We start from the raw sequence: 14,073 nt of genomic DNA, 5'->3' as shown, positions 1-14,073 counted from the left end.
CCTGGAACTGGTGGCGATGCGGGCGGCGGCGACGCCGCTCTTCTTTCGAGACCCTAGTTTCGGCCGATATGGCCGTCGACGCAACCGGTCTGTTCGGCTTGCAAATCAGCGGCAACCGCACCGCGCGCTCGGCCCTTGAGGCTACCTATTTTCCTTGCCCTGCCGGCAAACAAGTGGGACGATACCTTTGGGCCGGTTGAAGACAAGCCCGCCCGCGACGGTCGAACAGGCCGGCCGCCGCTCAGGACCGACTGACCTTGGCCTGAACCATGAATGCCAGTCGGTCTCCAGGGAAACGCCTGAGTGGAGGTCAGTCATGGGTAATCGCGCCGGAGGACGACGCACGGGACCGAAATGCATTGCCATAGTCGGTCCCTTCGCAAGCGGTAAGACGACACTTCTCGAAGCCCTATTGGCCCGCACGGGCGCCATTCCCCGCCAGAACCCGGTTTCCTCGGGAAACACCGTTTCAGATCATTCGCCCGAGGCGCGCGCGCACGCCATGAGCGTCGAGGCGACCTTCGCCACCACAGAATTCATGGGCGAGCAGTTCACCTTCGTCGACTGTCCCGGATCGATCGAATTCTCCTTCGAGGCCGAACCGGTGCTGGCCGCCTGCGACCTCGCGGTGGTCGTCGCCGAGGCCGACGAGAAGAAGATCCCCGCCCTCCAGCTCATCATGCGCAAGCTCGACGATCTCGGCGTGCCGCGCATCCTGTTTCTCAACAAGGTCGACAAGGCGATTGCCGGCGTGCGCGACACGTTGAAGATGCTGCAGCCTGCAAGTGCGGTGCCGTTGCTTCTGCGCCAGATACCGCTGCGCAAGGACGGCGTCGTCATTGGCTCGATCGACCTGGCGCTGGAACGCGCCTACATCTACCGCGAATATGCCGAGAGCGAGGTGGCCCAGATACCTGGCGACGAAAAGGCGCGTGAGCTGGAAGCCCGTTTTTCGATGCTGGAACGGCTGGCCGACCATGACGACCAGTTGATGGAACAGCTGCTCGAGGAGATCGAGCCGCCCAAGGACGCGGTCTTCGACGATCTTGCCGCGGATCTGCGCGACGGCGCCGTCACGCCGGTGCTGATCGGCACCGCAGAGAAAGGCAATGGCGTGCTGCGTCTCCTGAAGGCGATCCGCCATGATGCGCCCGACATCGACGCGACCCGCAAACGGCTCGGCGCCCCCGAAGGCAACGCGACCGTGGTTCAGGTGATGAAGACCATCCATACACCGCATGGAGGCAAATTGTCGGTGTCGCGCATCCTTTCGGGACAGGTCGCCGATGGCTCCGAGCTCTGGCTGCCCGGCGGCGACATGGCAAAGGTGTCCGGCATCTACAGGATGCTTGGCAAGGACCAGTCGAAGCTCACCGCGGCGAAGACCGGCGACACGGTCGCGCTCGGCAAGCTGGACGCGGTCAAGACCGGCCAGACGCTGACCTCGGCCAAGGGCGGCATGAAGCCGCTGCTCCAGTTCGAGCCGCCGCAGCCTGTCTTCGCTTTCGCCTTGCGGCCGAAGGAGCGCAAGGACGAGGTGAAGATGTCAGCCGCCATCCAACGGCTGGCCGAAGAAGATCCCTCGCTCAGCCTGCATCATAACCAGGACTCGGCCGAGACCGTGCTGTCGGGCCATGGAGAAATGCACCTGCGCGTCGTACGCGAACGGCTCGAGGGCAAGAACCAGATTCCGGTCGAAGGCCATCCGCCGGCGGTGCCCTACCGCGAGACTATCCGCAAATCGGCGCAGCAGCGCGGCCGCCACAAGAAGCAGTCCGGCGGCCACGGCCAGTTCGGCGATGTGGTGATCGAGATAAAGCCGCTGCCGCGCGGCGCAGGTTTCCAGTTCACCGATACCATCACCGGCGGCGTGGTGCCCAAGACCTACATCCAGTCGGTCGAAAGCGGCATACGCGATTACCTGAAGTCGGGCCCGCTCGGCTTTCCCGTCGTCGACGTCGCCGTCAACCTGTCGGACGGCTCCTACCACGCGGTCGATTCCTCCGACATGGCCTTTCAGATGGCGGCCAAGCTTGCCATGAAGGAAGGCATGGCGGGCTGTTCGCCCGTGCTCCTGGAGCCAGTGATGAAGGTCGAGATCGTGACGCCCTCCGATGCGACCTCGAAGATCATCGCGCTAATCCCGCAGCGGCGCGGCCAGATCCTCGGCTACGACGCGCGACCCGGCTGGCCAGGATGGGATGTCGTCGAGGCGACCATGCCGCAATCCGAGATCGGGGATCTGATCATCGAGCTGCGCTCGGCCACCTCAGGCGTCGCCAGCTACCGCGCCGTCTTCGACCACATGGCCGAACTCACCGGCCGGCTCGCCGACGAAGCGATGAATGCCAACGGCAAGGCAGCCTGATTCTGATGCATGTCGTCTAAAGTGATCTCCGCTTTGGGACATCGACATCCACAAAGATTTGGGTGAGTGCCCTCTCGAACCTTGTTCGAGGGGGCGCAAACAAAAAACGACGCCCGGGGGGGCCGGACGCCGTTTTGTTTGCGGACCGTTTTCTTGGGAGGAGAAACGGCAGGTCCGCCGCACCTTGAAGTCGCCGCTTCGGCGGAAGAAGGTTCGGACGCGGTAGCCGCCTGAGCCCGGATCGTCCGAGTGATGCCCCCATCTCCCGTCCGACCACACCGCGTCCTATGGTCTGCTTAGCAGGAGCCGAACGCCTTTGACATGTTACCAGAGGTTACATGTCACTGTTACGTGGCTATTTCGGTGGATTTTCCCGCCCTTCCGGCAGCCTCCGGGCAACAAAAAAGCCGGATCAATGAAGATCCGGCTGAGTTTGATTGGAAGTGCCTGTTAAGGCTAACCTCCAGAGGGGAACACTCGAGGGCGCTAATGGGAGGAGAACGCGCCCAGGAGATGAACTATATATGTGCTCATCATGCCCAAGAAACAAGCATCTATTTTGCAACACACGCATGCAAAAAGACGCAGGCTGTGGTCTAAGCCATTTCTGGACCCAATAGGACCAGCAGAATCACCGAAGCGGAACCCGCAATGAGACAATTGTCACGGCGGAATCGCGAATCACGCTCGGTTTTCATCCCGAAATGTCAAAAATGCGCAATGGCGTGGAATGAGGCAGCAGGCGTTTATTTCCGAGGCAACTAATGCATGTCGCGCAAAGTGTGCTCGGTTCAGCAGCGACGTGAACAACAAAGACGTGAGCGCGTCGCGGGAATCGGTTTGGGCGTGACATGCTTCAGGCGGGAGACAAGCAATGCGGACCTTTTCGGCGATCGCCGGCAGTGCTGCGTTCTTCATCGCGGCACCCTGTATCGTCGCCGGCCTCGTGCCGTGGCTGCTGACGGATCGCTGGGACCGGCCATGGTCGAGCCTGCCGGGTCTTGCCCCGCTCGGCTGGATCCTCATCGCGGTCGCCGTGGCGGCGCTGCTGCATGCATTCGCCTGCTTTGCGCTTGAAGGCCTCGGCACGCCTGCTCCGGTCGCTCCGACCGAGAGACTGGTGGTCGGCGGACTCTACCGCCATGTCCGCAATCCGATGTATGTGGCGGTGCTGTCGATCATCATCGGCCAGGCACTGCTGTTTTCAAGCTGGACGCTTGTCGCCTACGCCGCCATGGCAGCCGCGGCCATGGCCACCTTCGTCAAGCTGTACGAGGAGCCGACGCTCGCACGCCGCTATGGCGATGAATACGAAACCTACCGCCGCAACGTGCCCGCCTGGCTGCCCCGCCTGACGCGCTGGCGGGGGTGAGAGTCTGCGCGATCTCCGGGGTCAATACGACCAGCTCCGCGCCTTGGCGATGATGAAGTCGCGAAACACGTGCAGCTTCGCCTGGTTCTTCATCGCGTCGGGGTAGGCGAAATAGGTGTCGAAGGAAGGCACCTCCGTTTCCGGCAGGAGCTGCACCAGGCCGGAATCCTTGGAGATGACATAGTCGGGCAGCATGGCGATGCCGGCGCCGCCCTGCACCGCGCGCTTGATCGACAATATATCGTTGATCTGCAGCGTCGGCACGCGCTGGCCGCCCTCGAAATCGCCGACCGTCTCCAGCCAGTTCAGCTCCGACAGATGCGCCGGCACCGGCACGCCGAAAGTGACGATGCGGTGCGCCTTGAGCTCGGCCACCGAAGCCGGCCTGCCATGCTTGGCGATATAGCCTGGCGACGCATAGAGGTGGAAATGCACCGTGAACAGGCGGCGCTGGATAAGGTCCGGCTGCTGCGGCTGGCGCAGCCGGATGGCGCAATCGGCCTGGCGCATGGTCAGGTCGAGCTCCTCGTTGGCGAGGATCAGTTGCAGGCTGATTTCAGGATAGAGCTCGATGAACTCCTGCACGCGTTCGGTCAGCCAGCCGGCGCCGAGCCCGACCGTGGTCGTGACCCTGAGCACGCCGGAGGGGCGGTCCTTGGTCTCGGTCAGCCGCGATTTGATGGTCTCGAGCTTCATCAGCACGTCATGCGCCGTGCGGAACAGCATCTCGCCCTGTTCGGTCAGCACCAGGCCGCGGGCGTGGCGGTTGAACAGCGGCACGCCGACATCATGCTCGAGCGCGCTGACCTGGCGCGAAATCGCCGATTGCGACAGGTGCAGCGTCTCGGCCGCATGTGTAAACGACCCTGCTTCCGCCGCAGCGTGAAACACGCGTAGCTTGTCCCAGTCCAACGCCATGATTCCCCTCGTTCCTGTTTGGCGTCTGAATGAAAAATCAGGCTTTTACACGGCGTTTCTAAGCCGTTCTTTCAACAGTTTGCGAACCGCTATTCGGCCGCCTCGCGATGCACCTCGATGCCGGCCAGGTACTTCTCCGCCTCGAGCGCCGCCATGCAGCCCAGCCCCGCCGCAGTCACCGCCTGGCGATAGATATCGTCGGTCACGTCGCCGGCGGCGAACACGCCGGGCACGTCGGTGCGGGTCGAATCCGGCGCCGTCCACAGATAGCCGTTCGGCTTCTGCTTCAGCTTGCCGACGAACAGCTCGACCGCCGGCGCATGGCCGATCGCGACGAACACGCCGTCGACCTCGAGCTGCGTCTCGACACCCGTCACCACGTTGCGCAGCTTCAACCCTTCGACCGAAGGCGGCAGTGGCGTCTTGCCCGGACGGCCGGTGATCTCGTCGACAACCGTGTCCCAGATGACGCGGACATTGTCCTTCTTCAAGAGCCGCTCGCGCAGGATGCGTTCGGCGCGGAAGTCCGAGCGCCTGTGGATGACCGTCACGCTCTTGGCGAGGTTCGACAGATAGAGTGCTTCTTCCACCGCCGAATTGCCGCCGCCGACCACCGCGACATCCTTGCCGCGGTAGAAGAAGCCGTCGCATGTGGCGCAAGCCGATACGCCGAAGCCCATGAACGTCTGTTCGGTCGGAATGCCAAGCCATTTGGCCTGCGCGCCGGTGGCGATGATCAGGGCATCGGCCGTGTAGACGGTGCCGGAATCGCCCGTTGCGCGGAACGGCCGCACGTTGAGATCGACCTCGGTGATGATGTCGGCGATGATGTCGGTGCCGACATGTTCTGCCTGCCTGAGCATCTCGCTCATCAACCACGGACCCTGGATGGGTTCGCCGAAACCGGGATAGTTCTCGACGTCGGTGGTGATCATCAGCTGGCCCCCCTGCTGCAGGCCGGCGACCAGCATCGGCTTCAGCATGGCGCGGGCGGCATAGATCGCCGCGGTATAACCGGCCGGGCCGGAACCGATGATGAGGACAGGCGCGTGCTTGGTGGTCATGAAAAGCCTCTGCGGAGGGCTGCCGGCGTTTGCGGCATGGAAAACTCGTCGATGTCGCGCGTAATGTAAGTGTTGCCCACGACGCCAGCAAGGCAAGTTGGCGCTCGTCCCCGGAAAGCTTTGTCGCACCGGGCGAACCGCTCTGGTGCTGCGTGGATTTCCGCGTGGGGGATGGCGTGGACAGCAAAGTCGTTTAATTACAAAATCCCGCAAGATTCTTTCGCCACCCGCAATCATCGAAAGCCCCGAAATGCCGCTCAAGGCCGACCTCGACGCAATCGACTGGAAGATCCTGCGCGAATTGCAGGCAGATGGACGCATGACCAATGTCGAACTGTCGAACCGCGTCGGCATTTCGGCACCACCTTGCCTGCGCCGCGTCAAGCGACTGGAGGAAGCCGGCATCATTCGCGGCTATCGGGCGCTGCTCAACGCGCCGGCGCTCGGTCTCGACGTGGTCGCCTTCTGCCTGGTCGGCCTGCACCATCAGGCCGATGCCGAGCTTCGCATCTTCGCTGAGCGCACGCGCGGCTGGCCGGTCGTACGCGATGCCTGGATGGTGTCGGGCGAATCCGATTTCCTCCTGCACTGCGTGGCAAGCGACCTCGGCGCCTTCCAGACCTTTGTCATCGAGGAACTGACCTCCACGCCGAACGTCGACACGGTGCGCACAGCCCTCACCATCCGCCGGGTCAAGGATGAAGGGTTGGTCTCGTTCGAGCGGCCGTGACGCCGATCGATTGCGGCGCCCGGCCAAAGCGAATTCCGGAATTTCGCCACATCGCCGCCGCGTTGATAACGGACAGGCGCAGGCAGCCGGATCGTCCTGTGCGATTTGGCGCCTGATTGGTTTCCTTGCCCAAGCAGCGTAAGTTCCAAGGACGATCCGCCGTGGAAGGGACCATGACCAGGTTTGCAAGCCCGATTTCGGCGCTCATCATCTGCATGAACGAGGCCGATATGATCGGCCCGTGCCTCGAAAGCATCGATTTTTGCGCCGAGATCGTCATCGTCGATTCAGGCTCCACCGACGCCACGTTGGACATCGTTCGGCAGTTTGTCGCTGAGGGCTATCCGATAAAGCTGCTGCACAATGGCTGGCCGGGTTTTCCGCATCAGCGGCAATTCGCGCTCGACCACGCCACGCAGCCCTGGTGTCTTTCGATCGACCCGGACGAACGCGTCGACGACCGGCTGCGGCAGTCGATCGTGGCGGCAGTCGAGACGGCGAACGCCAGTATCAGCGGATGGTACATCCGCCGCCGCGACTGGCTGAAGGGCTACGGCTATGCCCATCGCTGGGTGCTGCACAACAGGCTGTTGCGGCTTTTCCGCCGGGAAGGCGCAACCATGGACGTGACCGCGCGGGTCCATGAATCCTTCGGCGTTTCCGGCGAGACCAGCACGATCGAAAACGGCGTGCTGCTGCATCGCCGCGAAATATCGGTCGAGGAGGATCTGGCCCGGGCAAATGCCTATTCCAGCCTCAAGGCGGCCACCCTGGTCGAGAAAGGCAAGAAGCCGGGCCTGGTGCGGCTGGTGCTTTCGCCGCTCGGCAACTTCCTGAAATTCTATCTGGCCAAGCGCTACTTCCTGTGCGGCCGGCACGGCTTCGTCTATTCGATGTCGGTGATGATCTATTCCTTCGCCACCGAGGCCAAACTGTATGAGGCCTCGCAAGGCAGCGAACCGGCGTGAGCGGTCAGGTCCGGATCAAGACCGCTTATCCCGGCCATCGAGCCGCCCTATGGCGGCGATGAGACCGTCGAGGTCGCTGCTGTCCCGCAAGGGCCTGATGACGAAGCCGGAGCGAAGCTGCGCCTCGCCGCCGACGAGCCAACCCTGCGGCAGGCCGGCGCCCAGGCCTGCCTCCATGTCGGCCAGCTTGTCGCCGACGATCACCGACCGCCGGAGATCGAGATCGAGGCGTTTCGCCGCCTCGAAGAGCATGCCGGGATTGGGTTTGCGCATCGGGTGATCCGATATGCCCAGCGGCCCCACGCCGGCCTCGTGGTAGGCGCAGGCCAGCACCATGTCCACGACAACGCCCTGATCGCGCAACAGGTCGAGCACGCGGCGGTTCACATCGGCGAAGGCACTCCAGCCGAAATAGCCGCGCGCGATGCCGGACTGGTTGGTCACCACCACGACCGGGATGCCGGCATTGTTGGCGGCGGCGATCGCCGGCAGCATCTGCGGCCGGAGCTCGATCTCGGCCGGATCGCTGGGATAGTCGGTATCGACATTGATGGTGCCGTCGCGATCGAGGAACAGCGCCGGCTGGCCGGCGGGAAAAACCCTGCCGCCGATCCGCTCCACCCACAGGCCCGGCTCGGCCAACGGGTGCGGCGCCTTGTCAGCCATTGCTGAGGCGCGCTTCCACCACCTCGCACAGGTGATGGTAGAGGCACAGATGCCCTTGCTGGATGATCGGCGTCGAGGTCGAGGGCACGTTGAGCAGGATGTCGGTGAGCGGCGCGAGCTTGCCGCCTGTGTCGCCTGTCAGGCCGATCACCGTCATGCCCATGGTCCGCGCCTGTTCGGCGGCCGCCAGGATGCTCGGCGAATTGCCGCTGGTCGAGATCGCCAGAAGCACGCCGCCGGCCGCGCCATGCGCCTCGACCTGGCGCGAAAAAACGGTGTCGAAGCCGTAATCATTACCCCAGGCGGTCAGCACCGCGGCATTGGCCGGCAGCGCGATGACATTGTAGCCCTTGCGCTCCTTGAGAAAGCGGCCGACCAGTTCGCCGGCGATGTGAATGGCGTCGCTGGCCGAACCGCCATTGCCGCAGATCAGCAGCGCCTTGCCCGACGAAAGGGCGGCGACGATCGCGCTCGCCGCACGTTCCATCGCGCCTGTTAGATCGCGCTCGACCAGCGCCGTGATCGCGGCCGCCGAGCGGACCAGGTAATCGTTCAGTTCGGACATGAAACCCTCAATTCTTGTTGCCGGCCGAGCGCAGCCTGCCGATGGTGCCGGTCGTGCTCTTGCCGGCGACGAGATCGACCAGGACCACGCGCCCGCCCGCTTTCTGCACCACGTCCGCGCCGACCACGGTGTCGACCGTGTAGTCGGCGCCCTTGACGAGTATGTCGGGCAGAAGCGCCTCGATCAGCGCCAGCGGCGTGTCCTCGTCGAAGACCACCACCGCGTCGACCGACGCGAGCGCCGCCAGCACGCAGGCGCGGTCGTGCTGGTCGTTGACGGGCCGTTCCGGCCCCTTCAGCCGGCGCACCGAGGCATCGCTGTTGAGGCCGAGCACCAGCCGGTCGCACTGGCTGCGCGCCGCGTGCAGCAGGCTGACATGGCCGGCATGAAGGATGTCGAAACAGCCATTGGTGAAGCCGACGCTGAGGCCTTCCTCCTTCCACGCCGCCACCAGCCGTGCGGCCGATTTGGCGTCGAGGATAGCATCCCTGTGGACGCTCGGACCGTGCGATCGAAACAGCGCGCCGTTGAGTTCCTCGACCGTCAGCCGCGCCGTGCCTCGCTTGCCCACCACAACGCCGCCGGCTGCATTGGCGATCGAGGCGGCCGCGGCCGGATCGGCGCCGGCGGCAAGCGCCAGCGCGAAGGTCGCGATCACCGTATCGCCGGCGCCCGACACATCGAACACTTCGCGCGCCTGCGTGGCGATGTGGCGCGCCTCCGTCGGACCGACGACGCTCATGCCCTTTTCGCTGCGCGTGGCGACGACGAAGTCGAAGCCATGCGCCGCAAGCAGCTCGCGCGCCGCGGCCACGATCTCGTCATCGCTGAACACCGGCCGTTCGACCGCTTCGCCGAGTTCCTTGCGGTTGGGCGTGATGGCGGTCGCGCCGGCATAGCGTGCATAATCCCGGCCCTTCGGATCGACCAGCACCGGCTTTCCCGCCTCGCGGCAGATCGCGATCAATTCGCCGGCGACGCCGTCGAGCAGGATGCCCTTGCCGTAATCCGACAGGATGACGATGTCGGCGTGCGCCAGCGCGGCGCGGAAATGCCGGACCAGCGCCGCGCGCTCCGCCGCGCCGAGCGGCTTGATCTCTTCCTCGTCGAAGCGCAGCACCTGCTGGTTGAGCGCGCTGAAGCGGCTCTTGGACGACGTCATGCGGCCGCGCTCCCGCGCCAGGCCTGTCGTGTCGGCGCCAAGCTCGCCGAGCATGCGCACCAGGCTGTCGCCTGCCGTATCAGAGCCGATCACCGAGACCGGAATGGCGGCGGCGCCGAGCGAGATGATGTTGGCCACGACATTGCCGGCGCCGCCCATCGCCAGGCTCTCGCCGCGCCCATGGAGCACCGGGATCGGCGCTTCAGGCGAAATCCGCTCGATGATGCCGTTGACGAACCGGTCAAGGATGAGATCGCCGACCACCAGCACGGTGGCCTGGCCGAAGTGCGCGATGGCGCGGTGCAAGGGCTCGGGGGAAAGTGGGTCGTGCTTGGTCATGTCACTGGCAACGCGCAAAAACCGGTTTTGAAGATGCATGGAGGACAAATTGGCCGGGATCGGTCGTTCATGGCGATGCCGATATACCGCAATTCGAGCCAGCGCAACGCCGGCTGGCCTCGTCAACTCTTCTGCAAGGCGACATGGACGCCAAGCCCGACCAGCACCGCGCCGCCGGCTCGCTGCATCATGCGCTGGGCGCTGCTGGAGCGGCGCAGCCTGCCGATCACGGCACCAGCCAGGAACACGCAGACGATATCGGCCGAGGAGAACATCAGGTTGACTGTCGTGCCCAGCACGACGAATTGCAGCCAGACCGGGAATGCGGCAGAGGCATCGATGAACTGGGGCAGGAAGGCCATGAAGAAGATCGCGGTCTTCGGATTGAGCACCTCGACGGCGATGCTCTCGAAAAAGGCGCGGCAAGCCGATTTCCGCTCTATCGCCGGCAGTGCCATGTCGCCTTCCGCGCGCTTGCGGAACAGCGCCACACCGAGCCAGATCAGGTAGAGCGCGCCGACGAGCTTGACCGCCATGTAGAGCGGCGGCACGGCGTGGAAAAGCACGGACAGGCCGGCGGCAGCGGCAAAGACGTGAACATAGCCGCCCAGATGAATGCCGAGCGCCGCAGTCAGGCCGGACCAGCGGCCGCGCGCCATCGTCTGCGCGGCGGCATAGAGCATGGCCGGGCCTGGAATATAGGCGAAGATCGCCGTGGTGGCGAAAAACGCGACGAGCAGCTCTGTCGACGGCATTCCTGGTCCCTCATGATCGCGCCCGGCGGCGCGAGCCGACTGAAGCGGCAGCTTTGCGGCGCCACTGTGGCGCGCTGCCCCGCGCAGGGCAATCGCGGACGGGTCCACCCCTCGATTGTTCTTGCGGATCCCAGTGCCGCCCGGCAACGCTGCTTTGTCGACAGCTTCGCAAGCCTCCCTTATAAGGGCCGGAATCGCAAGCAACCAGAGGCGTTCATGATCATCGTCACGGGCGGCGCCGGCATGATCGGCTCCAACATCGTCGCCGCGCTCAATTCGGAGGGCCACGACGACATTTTGGTCGTCGACGACCTGAGCGATGGCCACAAGATCGCCAACCTTGCTGACTTGCGGATCGCCGACTATCTCGACAAGGACGATTTCCTGGCCCGCCTCGAGGACGGCGGGCTCGGCCGCATCGAGGCCGTCTTCCATCAGGGCGCCTGCTCGACCACCACCGAATGGAACGGCAAGTTCATGATGGAGGTGAACTACGCCTATTCGAAGCGGCTGCTGCATGCCTGCTTGGCGCTGCGCGTGCCCTTCCTCTACGCCTCCTCGGCATCGGTCTATGGCGGCGGCTCCGAGTTCCGCGAGGACGCGGAGCTTGAGCGGCCGCTCAACGTCTACGCCTATTCAAAAAAGCTGTTCGATGACTATGTCAGGCGCAATGTCTTCGATACCGATCATTCGCAGGTCGCGGGCCTGCGCTACTTCAACGTCTATGGGCCGCGCGAGGCGCACAAGGACGCCATGGCCTCGGTCGCCTTTCATCTGTTCAACCAGGTCGGGCGTGGCGAGAATCCAAAGCTGTTCGGCGCCCATGACGGCTTTGGCCCCGGCGAGCAGAGCCGCGACTTCATCCATGTCGGCGACGTCGCCGATGTCAATCTGTGGCTGTGGAAGCGCGGCGCGAGCGGCATCTTCAACTGCGGCACCGGCCGGGCGCAACCCTTCCGCGCCATTGCCGAAACCGTCATCGACACGCTGGGCAAGGGCGAGATCGAGTACATCCCCTTTCCCGACCACCTCAAGGGCAGCTACCAGAGCTTCACGCAAGCTGATATGTCGCGTCTGCGCGCCGCCGGTTACAATGGGCAATTCCGCAGCGTCGAAACCGGCGTCAGAGACTATGTCGAATGGCTGAAAGCCCAGCGATCCTCGTGATCGGCCCACGCTGGGTGGGCGATATGGTGATGGCGCAGTGCCTGTTCTCGGCGCTGAAGGGGCTTCATCCAAATGCAGCCATCGACGTGCTGGCGCCGGCCTGGGCGGCCCCTTTGGTCAAGCGCATGCCTGAGGTCCGCCAGCAGATCGATTTCCCGCTGAAACCCGGCGCGCTCGAATTCGCACACCGCCGCCGCTTCGGCCGCCTGCTGCGCGGCCGTTATGACAGCGCCTATATCCTGCCAGGCAGTTGGAAGTCGGCGCTGATCCCGTTCTTTGCCCGCATTCCACGCCGTTTCGGCCATCTCAGGGAAATGCGCTACGGCCTGTTGACCGATATTGTTCCGCTGCCGGAGGCCGTAAAACGGCGCACGGCGCAGGCCTATTTCGGCCTTGCACAGGGTGGCGGTTTCCGGGCGCCTCATCTGACGATGGACGCCAACAACCAGGCCACCCTGCTCGACCGTTTCGGCCTGGGGTCGCAGAAATTCGTGGCGCTGATGCCAGGTGCCGAGTTCGGCCCGGCCAAGCGTTGGCCGAGCGAACACTATGCCGGCCTTGCCCGGGAGTTCATGGCCAGAAGGTTCAAGGTCGCGCTGTTCGGGTCGAAGAACGACCGCGACGTGACCGCGGAGATCGCAGCCCTCGCTCCTGGCGTGGTCGACCTGGCCGGCCAGACGCGGCTGGAGGACGCCATCGACCTGATCGCGGCCGCCGGGCTGGCGGTCTCCAACGACAGCGGGCTGATGCATGTCGCGGCGGCGGTCGGCACGCCGGTTGTCGCGGTCTATGGTTCGACCTCGCCACAGAACACGCCACCGCTGGCCGAACGGCGCGAACTGGTCTGGCTCGGCCTGCCCTGCTCGCCCTGCCACCGCAAGATCTGTCCGCTCGGCCACCTCAATTGCCTGAAGACGCTCGAGGTCGCACGGGTCATGGCGGCGGCGGACCGGCTGCTGGACATCCCGACCGCCGCATGAAGGTGCTGATCGTCAAGACATCGTCGATGGGCGACGTCATCCACACCTTTCCGGCGCTCCAGGATGCGCGCCGCGCACGGCCCGATATTGCTTTCGACTGGTGCGTCGAGGAGGCTTTCGCCGGCATCGTCGCGCTGCACCCCGCAGTCGGAACCATCCACACGGTCGCCATCCGGCGTTGGCGAAAACATCTCTTCGACAAGGCCACCTGGCGCGAGGCGACCGACTTGCGACGCGCCTTGCGTGCGTGCCGCTATGATCTGGTCATCGATGCGCAAGGCCTGTTGAAGTCGGCGCTGGTGGCCAGGCAGGCGAAAGCGCCGATCGCCGGCTTCGACCGCTCAAGCGCGCGCGAGCCTTCGGCAACGCTGCTTTACGACGTCGGCCACGCCGTCCCCCGCAACCTGCACGCCATCGAGCGGACGCGACGGCTTTTCGGGCAGGCGTTGGGTTACCGGCCCGATCTTTCGATACTGGATTCGGGCATTGTGCCGCCGCCCGGCAATCTGACCGGCATAGCCGGCAACACGGCCTTCCTGCTGCACGGCACCAGCCGCGAGGACAAGAAGTGGCCTGTTGAAGACTGGATCGAAACCGGCCGCCTGCTGGTTGAGCGCGGCATGACGCCGGTCACGACCTGGTCGGACGAGCGCGAACAGGCGGTGGCCGAAGCGATCGCCCGGGCAGTTCCATCGACGAGCATCGTGCCAAAATCACCATTGGCCGACATCGCGGCGATCCTGGGCAGCTCGAGGCTGGTAATCGGCGCCGATACGGGGCTCACGCATCTCGCCAGCGCCTTCGGCCTGCCGACGGTCGCGGTGTTTTTGGCCACGGAGCCGGGTTTGACCGGTCCGCGCGGCCCCTATGCATCGACGCTGCAGGCCGCGCCCGGTGAGCGAGTGTCGCCCGCGAGGGTGGTGGCTGAGGCTGAGAGGCTGCTGGAGCACCAGACGCATGGTCAGGCCGGCGCTGGCAAGAACTGATCTGTTCAATCGGAAAGCTGGCGCTGCCCCTCA

At 64.6% G+C, this 14,073-nt stretch carries 13 protein-coding genes; 7 read left to right on the top strand and 6 right to left on the bottom strand.

What is annotated here, in order from left to right; translation table 11 throughout:
* Positions 1-316: 316 nt before the first annotated feature.
* Together FJ946_RS26545 and FJ946_RS26540 are read left to right on the top strand one after the other, a co-directional pair.
* On the top strand, positions 317-2,368 hold the full coding sequence (locus FJ946_RS26545; protein ID WP_140560644.1) for an elongation factor G: 2,052 nt from the start codon (positions 317-319) through the stop codon (positions 2,366-2,368).
* A gap of 874 nt (positions 2,369-3,242) precedes the next feature.
* Positions 3,243-3,740, top strand: a complete 498-nt coding sequence (locus FJ946_RS26540) for an isoprenylcysteine carboxylmethyltransferase family protein (protein ID WP_140560643.1) — start codon at positions 3,243-3,245, stop codon at positions 3,738-3,740.
* Between the two features lie 21 nt (positions 3,741-3,761).
* On the opposite strand, the gene FJ946_RS26535 is transcribed toward FJ946_RS26540, so the two are convergent.
* Positions 3,762-4,658: a LysR family transcriptional regulator gene (locus FJ946_RS26535; RefSeq protein WP_140495954.1), complete on the bottom strand. Its 897-nt coding sequence runs from the start codon at positions 4,656-4,658 to the stop codon at positions 3,762-3,764.
* 89 nt (positions 4,659-4,747) lie between these two features.
* Entirely contained in the window at positions 4,748-5,722 is a 975-nt protein-coding gene (gene trxB / locus FJ946_RS26530) for a thioredoxin-disulfide reductase (RefSeq protein ID WP_140495955.1), read from the bottom strand.
* Between the two features lie 250 nt (positions 5,723-5,972).
* On the opposite strand from trxB, the gene FJ946_RS26525 reads away from it, so the two are divergent.
* A complete protein-coding gene (locus FJ946_RS26525; RefSeq protein ID WP_140495956.1) occupies positions 5,973-6,452 on the top strand; it encodes an Lrp/AsnC family transcriptional regulator in 480 nt (159 codons plus the stop codon).
* 173 nt (positions 6,453-6,625) lie between these two features.
* Positions 6,626-7,420: a glycosyltransferase family 2 protein gene (locus FJ946_RS26520; protein ID WP_140566999.1), complete on the top strand. Its 795-nt coding sequence runs from the start codon at positions 6,626-6,628 to the stop codon at positions 7,418-7,420.
* A gap of 15 nt (positions 7,421-7,435) precedes the next feature.
* Here the strand turns inward: FJ946_RS26520 and gmhB are convergent, their stop codons facing one another.
* From gmhB to FJ946_RS26500, 4 genes are all read right to left on the bottom strand, one after another.
* Positions 7,436-8,086, bottom strand: coding sequence for a D-glycero-beta-D-manno-heptose 1,7-bisphosphate 7-phosphatase (gene gmhB, locus FJ946_RS26515; RefSeq protein ID WP_140567002.1), 651 nt, complete (start codon positions 8,084-8,086; stop codon positions 7,436-7,438).
* Entirely contained in the window at positions 8,079-8,651 is a 573-nt protein-coding gene (locus FJ946_RS26510; protein WP_140524875.1) for an SIS domain-containing protein, read from the bottom strand. Before FJ946_RS26510 ends, gmhB begins: the two co-directional genes overlap by 8 nt.
* 7 nt (positions 8,652-8,658) lie before the next feature.
* Positions 8,659-10,152, bottom strand: a complete 1,494-nt coding sequence (rfaE1, locus tag FJ946_RS26505; protein ID WP_140495960.1) for a D-glycero-beta-D-manno-heptose-7-phosphate kinase — start codon at positions 10,150-10,152, stop codon at positions 8,659-8,661.
* Between the two features lie 122 nt (positions 10,153-10,274).
* Positions 10,275-10,907: a LysE family translocator gene (locus FJ946_RS26500; protein WP_140524876.1), complete on the bottom strand. Its 633-nt coding sequence runs from the start codon at positions 10,905-10,907 to the stop codon at positions 10,275-10,277.
* A 216-nt stretch (positions 10,908-11,123) separates the two neighbouring features.
* On the opposite strand from FJ946_RS26500, the gene rfaD reads away from it, so the two are divergent.
* The 3 genes from rfaD to waaC are packed head-to-tail and all read left to right on the top strand — an operon-like array spanning position 11,124 to position 14,040.
* Positions 11,124-12,074 carry an ADP-glyceromanno-heptose 6-epimerase gene (gene rfaD / locus FJ946_RS26495; protein ID WP_140495962.1) on the top strand — a complete coding sequence of 317 codons (951 nt, stop codon included), beginning with the start codon at positions 11,124-11,126 and terminating at the stop codon, positions 12,072-12,074.
* Entirely contained in the window at positions 12,047-13,054 is a 1,008-nt protein-coding gene (waaF, locus tag FJ946_RS26490) for a lipopolysaccharide heptosyltransferase II (RefSeq protein WP_140567005.1), read from the top strand. Before rfaD ends, waaF begins: the two co-directional genes overlap by 28 nt.
* Entirely contained in the window at positions 13,051-14,040 is a 990-nt protein-coding gene (gene waaC, locus FJ946_RS26485; protein WP_140567008.1) for a lipopolysaccharide heptosyltransferase I, read from the top strand. Before waaF ends, waaC begins: the two co-directional genes overlap by 4 nt.
* The last annotated feature ends 33 nt before the right edge of the window (positions 14,041-14,073 follow it).

Source organism: Mesorhizobium sp. B2-4-7 (genome assembly GCF_006442685.1).
In the GTDB taxonomy this organism is placed as follows: domain Bacteria; phylum Pseudomonadota; class Alphaproteobacteria; order Rhizobiales; family Rhizobiaceae; genus Mesorhizobium.
This window is presented reverse-complemented; position numbering and strand designations above follow the sequence as displayed.

Bases quoted from the DNA above. Each gene is read 5' to 3' on its own strand.
- FJ946_RS26535 (WP_140495954.1), bottom strand. From the start codon at position 4,658: ATGGCGTTGGACTGGGACAAGCTACGCGTGTTTCACGCTGCGGCGGAA.
- trxB (WP_140495955.1), bottom strand. From the start codon at position 5,722: ATGACCACCAAGCACGCGCCTGTCCTCATCATCGGTTCCGGCCCGGCC.
- FJ946_RS26510 (WP_140524875.1), bottom strand. From the start codon at position 8,651: ATGTCCGAACTGAACGATTACCTGGTCCGCTCGGCGGCCGCGATCACG.
- FJ946_RS26525 (WP_140495956.1), top strand. From the start codon at position 5,973: ATGCCGCTCAAGGCCGACCTCGACGCAATCGACTGGAAGATCCTGCGC.
- rfaE1 (WP_140495960.1), bottom strand. From the start codon at position 10,152: ATGACCAAGCACGACCCACTTTCCCCCGAGCCCTTGCACCGCGCCATC.
- rfaD (WP_140495962.1), top strand. From the start codon at position 11,124: ATGATCATCGTCACGGGCGGCGCCGGCATGATCGGCTCCAACATCGTC.
- waaF (WP_140567005.1), top strand. From the start codon at position 12,047: ATGGCTGAAAGCCCAGCGATCCTCGTGATCGGCCCACGCTGGGTGGGC.
- gmhB (WP_140567002.1), bottom strand. From the start codon at position 8,086: ATGGCTGACAAGGCGCCGCACCCGTTGGCCGAGCCGGGCCTGTGGGTG.
- FJ946_RS26520 (WP_140566999.1), top strand. From the start codon at position 6,626: ATGACCAGGTTTGCAAGCCCGATTTCGGCGCTCATCATCTGCATGAAC.
- FJ946_RS26500 (WP_140524876.1), bottom strand. From the start codon at position 10,907: ATGCCGTCGACAGAGCTGCTCGTCGCGTTTTTCGCCACCACGGCGATC.
- FJ946_RS26540 (WP_140560643.1), top strand. From the start codon at position 3,243: ATGCGGACCTTTTCGGCGATCGCCGGCAGTGCTGCGTTCTTCATCGCG.
- FJ946_RS26545 (WP_140560644.1), top strand. From the start codon at position 317: ATGGGTAATCGCGCCGGAGGACGACGCACGGGACCGAAATGCATTGCC.
- waaC (WP_140567008.1), top strand. From the start codon at position 13,051: ATGAAGGTGCTGATCGTCAAGACATCGTCGATGGGCGACGTCATCCAC.